6 protein-coding genes and 1 pseudogene are annotated in these 6,199 nt (G+C 39.3%); 4 read left to right on the top strand and 3 right to left on the bottom strand.

Annotated elements, in window-relative coordinates; genetic code table 11:
* The 4 genes and pseudogenes from ACO6FI_RS12985 to ACO6FI_RS12970 form a co-directional block, all read left to right on the top strand.
* Window positions 1-660 (top strand): annotated as a pseudogene (locus ACO6FI_RS12985) (clostripain-related cysteine peptidase); the annotation flags it as partial.
* A gap of 125 nt (window positions 661-785) precedes the next feature.
* On the top strand, window positions 786-1,154 hold the full coding sequence (locus tag ACO6FI_RS12980; RefSeq protein WP_172634507.1) for a choline-binding protein A: 369 nt from the start codon (window positions 786-788) through the stop codon (window positions 1,152-1,154).
* Between the two features lie 148 nt (window positions 1,155-1,302).
* A complete protein-coding gene (locus ACO6FI_RS12975) occupies window positions 1,303-1,704 on the top strand; it encodes an NfeD family protein (protein ID WP_485457695.1) in 402 nt (133 codons plus the stop codon).
* Between the two features lie 14 nt (window positions 1,705-1,718).
* On the top strand, window positions 1,719-2,633 hold the full coding sequence (locus tag ACO6FI_RS12970; RefSeq protein WP_485457694.1) for an SPFH domain-containing protein: 915 nt from the start codon (window positions 1,719-1,721) through the stop codon (window positions 2,631-2,633).
* Window positions 2,634-2,688: 55 nt separating this feature from the next.
* Here ACO6FI_RS12970 and ACO6FI_RS12965 read toward each other — a convergent pair whose 3' ends face one another.
* From ACO6FI_RS12965 to ACO6FI_RS12955, 3 genes are all read right to left on the bottom strand, one after another.
* Complete coding sequence (locus ACO6FI_RS12965) at window positions 2,689-4,089, bottom strand: sensor histidine kinase (RefSeq protein WP_485457693.1); 1,401 nt, start codon at window positions 4,087-4,089, stop codon at window positions 2,689-2,691.
* Complete coding sequence (locus ACO6FI_RS12960) at window positions 4,086-4,793, bottom strand: response regulator transcription factor (RefSeq protein WP_298054848.1); 708 nt, start codon at window positions 4,791-4,793, stop codon at window positions 4,086-4,088. The genes ACO6FI_RS12965 and ACO6FI_RS12960 overlap by 4 nt, the downstream gene beginning before the upstream one ends.
* 17 nt (window positions 4,794-4,810) lie before the next feature.
* The coding region (locus ACO6FI_RS12955) for an endonuclease MutS2 (RefSeq protein WP_485457692.1) at window positions 4,811-6,199 on the bottom strand (1,389 nt) is incomplete at its 5' end.

Raw genomic sequence — 6,199 nt, 5'->3', positions numbered from 1 at the left:
GATATAAAGGACTATGTACTTTCAAACAGACTTGATTCGTCAAAACTTCAGTGGAGTGATAGTGACTCCACACCTAAAATACATCTGTCTGAAGATGAGTGGAATATGGTATCCGGCATATATGAAAATATGCTTATTGATGACGGACAAGGCTATATTGATATGGGACTTAATAATTTCTTTGAGTTTGATGAGAACGGCGATATGCTTGCGGATAAAGAAAGAGCATGGATATCGATAGACGGTAATCCTGTAGCATATTTTCATTTGGCCACTACAAAGGACGATAAAGGGAGTGCCGCTATCGGTTATGTACCTATACTTCTAAACGGAGAGAGGGCAAACTTAATTATAGTATTCGACTCGGATCATCCTAAGGGATATATTGCAGGTGCAAACTTTGACTATACAGGCACAGATGTAGACACTGTTGCAAAGAATATAACAGAGATAAAGACCGGTGATAAGATAGATTTTTTGGCAAATTATTATAGCTATGACGGAACATTTGAAAATGATTATAAGATAGGTAATCAATATACCGTAAGCAAGCAGCCTGAAGTATACTATGTAAATATTCAGGATGACAATGAGATCACATATAAGTTTACAGATATTTACAATAACAGCTACTGGACTCCGGTTCTAAAGAGCAAATAAAAAAATTATGTAATTAGACTATAATTTGTAAAAACTATGTAAGACATAAAATTAAAATATAGTTTATAATGTGGATAAACAGTGAATCTGTTATGACATGAGTGAGTAGGAGAAAAGGAGGAATGATGAAAAAAGGTTTAATCAAATCAGCGGCAGTCTTGTTTGCGGCATTCAGTCTAGGTGGTGTTGTAGTTCCCCCGTTGACAGCACATGCAGAAGTTTTGGAGCGTATGCAAGGTGATAGAGGCGAATGGCGTAGAGATGAGCATGGTTGGTACTTTATGTTGACAGGAACTACAAGATATGTAGCGGAGAACTGGTTATATGACAATCAGAAGTGGTATTATTTTGATCACTGGGGCTATATGTACAGAAACGCTTGGATTAACTATAAGGGCGATTCATATTATGTAGGTGCTGACGGAGCAATGTGGTACAATGCCAGAACTCCTGACGGATACTGGGTAGACAGTAACGGTAAGTGGGTAAGATAATCCATATTTATAAAGTAAAACCTCAAGGTGTGCCTTGGGGTTTTACTAGCATATAGATATATTTTATGATATACTATAAGTGTTACTTGTAGTATTGTCTTTCTAAAAATCGTTAGCGTAGAGGGTTAATGTTAAAAGAGGAGAAAATATGTTATATTGGGGAATTTTATTTGCTATATTTGCTATAGGTGAGATTATCATCCCCGGTTTGGTTTCGATATGGCTGGCACTTGCTGCACTTATTATGGTTGTGCTGTCACCGTTTATAAATTCGATACAGATACAGCTGGCTATATTCTGCATACTTTCGCTTATCTTTATCATATTCTTCAGAAAAATATTCAAGAGATATATGAAGGTTAAGGACAAGCTTGATGCGGAGAAGGTAAAGATAGTAAGGTTTACAGCAAAAGAAGGCGGCAAATATGTCTATGATGCAAGATTTAAGGGAGGCATATGGACAGCTGTTTCAAATGTCGAGCTGAACGAGGGAGATATTGCCGATATAGGCAGATTTGAGGGAAATAAGATAATAATCGGGGAAAAATAAAAGGAGATATAACTATGAACGTGATAGGTTATGTTATTGCGATTATAATTCTGGCAATTATAGTTGTGTTTACAGCCAAGGGAATAAAGATTGTACCTGAGTCAAGAGTATATGTGATTGAGAGACTTGGAAAGTATTCACAGGGGCTTCAGTCAGGTTTGAGCTTTATCAATCCGTTTTTTGACAGAGTGGCTAAAGTGATTTCACTTAAGGAGCAGGTAGTCGATTTTCCGCCGCAGCCTGTAATCACTAAGGATAATGCAACAATGCAGATAGACACTATAGTATACTTTCAGATAACGGATCCTAAGCTCTATACTTACGGTGTTGAAAGACCTCTGGCAGCTATAGAGAATCTTACAGCTACAACACTTAGAAATATCATAGGTGATATGACAGTAGACCAGACTCTTACATCAAGAGATACTATCAATACTGCAATGAGAGCAGAACTTGATGAAGCTACAGATCCTTGGGGTATCAAGGTAAATCGTGTGGAGCTTAAGAGTATTTTGCCTCCTGAAGATATCAGAGTTGCGATGGAGAAGGAGATGAAGGCAGAGCGTGAAAAGAGAGCCAACATCCTTGAGGCACAGGCAAAGAAAGAAAGTGCTATCTTAGTGGCGGAGGGTAATAAGCAGGCGGCAATACTTAATGCGGAAGCCGAGAAGGAGACTGCAATAAAGAGAGCCGAAGGACAGGCACAGGCTATACTTTCAATACAAAAGGCTCAGGCTGAGTCTTTACGAGTGCTTTCAGAAGCGGATCCGAGTCAGAAGGTACTTACACTCAAAGGCCTTGAGGCGTTCCAGAAGGTTGCCGACGGTAAGGCTACAAAGATTATTATACCTACCGAATTGAGCGGTCTGGCTTCACTTGCTACAAGTTTTGCGGAGCTGAATCAAAAAGTTGAGTTAAAGAAAGAATAGAATAAAGATAATAGAACAAAAAGGGTACTCCAAAATGGAGTACCTTTTTTAAAGCTTATATTTCCTTACTTATAGGCAGTGAGAAGATAAATTCGGTTCCGATTCCAACAGTACTTATGACATCTATATTCTCACCATGTGTTTGAAGTATCTCTTTTACAATGGCAAGTCCAAGTCCGGTGCCCTTTTTATCCTTACCTCTTGAAAGGTCTGATTTATAAAATCTGTCAAAGACTTTGGACTGTTCGTTCTTTGCGATACCTATGCCGGTGTCCTTTACAGAGACAAATATCTTTTCCTTTTTGATGCTTGTCTGTATTATGATGGAAGAGTTTTGTGAAGAGAACTTTATGGCGTTGTCAATAAGATTATAAAGTACCTGCTCTATCTTGCCGAAATCCGCAAATACATACTGTGATACATTTATAAATATCAGCTCAATAGTGATATTCTTGCCGGTACACTGTACTTCAAAGCTGCTTGCCGTATTTCTGATCATCTCGTTTATATCAAAGTTTGTCTTATTGAGTTTTACACTTTCTATAGAATCAAGTGAAAGTATGCTCTCTGTGAGTTTTGTAAGTCTTTTTGTCTCGTCAATTACTCTGTTGAGATACTTTTCAAGCATCTCAGGGGGGATTGTACCGTCCAAAATAGCCTCAAGGTATCCCTTTATAGAAGTAAGAGGAGAGCGAAAATCATGTGAGACATTGGATATAAACTTCTTTTGATAGTTTTCCGTATCATCAAGCTTATCGGACATATAATTCAGTGTGGCAGCCAGATATCCCATCTCATCGTTTGAATTTACCTTTATTTCATACTTCAAATCACCCTCCGCGTACGCCTTGGCTCCGTCAGTTATCTTCTTTAGAGGTGAGTACACAATACGTTGGAATACTATCAATATAATCATAGACAATAGGAATACTATTAGGGATGTTATATAGACAATATTCAGTATATGATATTGGCTCTGAGTAACATTCTTCATGGGAAGGTGAATGACTACATAGCCGTAGGTACGAAAGTTGCCTGTGATAGGTGCGGAGACACTTAAGTAATCTTCATCAAAGGAGTTGAAATATCTTCCCACCATATAAGATTTGTTTCCTGTAGCTGTAGGATCAAAGTCGGAGATAACATCAGAGACTCTCTTATTCTCCGCATCCACTATTATCTTACCGTTTTTGTTCATTACCCATATCTTGGCATTCAGAAAGGTGGCAACAGCTCTAAGCTGTGGATAACTTTCCTCAAGAGAGATATTTTGCCCCTCATAAACTGTGGAGTAGGTGGAAGCTATCAGATTTGCCTCGTCATAGAGTGTTTGACTTCTCGACTCCACAAGATATGAGTAGGTAAGTTGGCTTGATATGGTGGCAATAGCTACAAATCCGGCTACTCCGAATATGATATAAGCCAGTATAAATTTCAGATAGAGAGAGAGTCTCATTTTTTGACCTCAAACTTATAGCCTATTCCCCAGACGGTGGATATGGCCCAAAACTGATTGTCATGTATCTTCTCACGCAATCTTTTGATATGTACGTCCACAGTCCTTGTATCACCGATATATTCATAGCCCCAGATATTGTCAAGCAGCTGTTCTCTGGTAAAGACCTGATTAGGATGTGAAGATAAAAAGTACAAAAGTTCAAGCTCCTTTGGAGGCATCTCTATATTCTTGCCGAGGTAAGTGACGGCATAGTTTGTCATATTTACAATAAGGTCGGGATATTCGACATATTCACCGCCGCTGTGTAATTCCGGTATTGTTATAGTGCTGCTGTTATATCTTCTTATTACCGCTTTGACTCTGGCGATAAGCTCCTTTGAGTCAAAGGGCTTTATCATGTAGTCGTCTGCACCGAGCTCAAGCCCCAGTACCTTGTCAAAGACTTCGCCCTTTGCGGACAACATTATTATAGGTGTACCTGACTTTGCTCTTATTTCTCTGCACACCTGATAGCCGTCAATTCCCGGCAGCATAAGGTCAAGCAGTATGAGATTCGGCTTGAATTCGTCAAAGTCGGCCAGTGCGGACTCGCCGTCACCTACTATTTTTGTTTCATAACATTCTCTCATCAAATATAATGAAATAAGTTCGGCAATATTTTCATCATCATCTACAATTAAAATTCTTTGCTTTTCTGCCATGTTTCCCCTTTAAATATTTATTTGAAATGAACTATAGTTACAGCATTGCCACCCTCGTTGAAATCGGCTAAAGAGTAGCTTTTTATAAATGATTGTCTCTTCAGGTAGGAGTGTATTCCTTTTTGTAAGGCACCGGTACCTCTACCATGTATGATACGCACTCCCGGAAGATGTGCAAGCAGAGCATCGTCAAGATATTTGTCAAGCTCGGAGCAGGCTTCGTCCACATTCTTACCGATTAGATTGATTTCGGTAGATATTGTAGCGGACTTTACCATTGAAGAGCCGCGACTTCGTGTTTTATTTTCAGTCTTTTTGGCAGGTTCTTCCACCAAGGCAATATCTGATATATTGACCTGTGACCTTAGGATACCCATCTGTACAAACAGATTTCCGCTCTGGTTAGGAAGAGAAGATACGATACCGTCAAGGTTTAAACTGATAACATGTACACTGTCTCCAAGCTTAAGTTCCTTAGGTTTTTTAAGTTTATTTGTAGGCTTTTTGACTTCAACAGACTTTGTATTCTTATTTATGGACTCACGAAGTCTGGTACGCTGCTCTTCAAGAGCGGAGCCGAGACCTGCACCTGAAGCTATCTTATTGATATTTTTGATAGTGTCATCTGCAGTTTCCTTGGCTTCTTCCAATATCTTTCTTGCCGACTCTTTGGCCTCTTCAAGAATTTTTTCTTTTTTGGCGGCCAGATTTTCTTCCTGCTTGTCATAATGCCTTTTGAGACTTTCAATCTCTCTTTTATACTTTTGAATGGATAGTTTATCCTTTTCTATGATTTGTCTGTCATTTTCGAGTCTGGTAAGCAAGTCTTCAAAGTCTTTTGCATCTTTTTCAAGATGTGTACCCGCCTCGGATATAATGTAGTCAGGCAGTCCCAGCTTGCCTGCTATTGCAAATGCATTTGATTTTCCGGGAACTCCTATCAGTATTCTGTAAGTAGGAGATAGAGTTGCCACATCAAATTCACATGAGGCGTTTTCAACTCCCGGCTCATTAAGTGCGAACACCTTAAGCTCACTGTAGTGAGTGGTTGCGATACATCTGCTTTGCATTCTGTGAAGGAATGATAGTATGGATATTGCAAGTGCGGCACCTTCTGTAGGGTCCGTACCGGCACAAAGCTCGTCAAACAGGCAGAGTGAGTTTGCATCCGCATGGTTTAAAATGTAGACAATGTTTTTCATATGACCTGAAAATGTGGACAATGATTGCTCAATACTCTGTTCATCACCTATATCTGCAAATACATCGCTAAATACGGACAGCTCACTTCCTTCAAAAGCGGGGATATGCAGTCCTGCCTGTCCCATAATTGTGAATAAGCCTACAGTTTTTAAAGAAACAGTTTTACCGCCGGTATTAGGACCTGTAATAATCAACAAATCGTA

Source organism: Lachnoanaerobaculum sp., from assembly GCF_057250505.1.
Note: the sequence above shows the minus strand (reverse complement) of the source record. Positions and strands in the feature narration are given on the sequence as shown.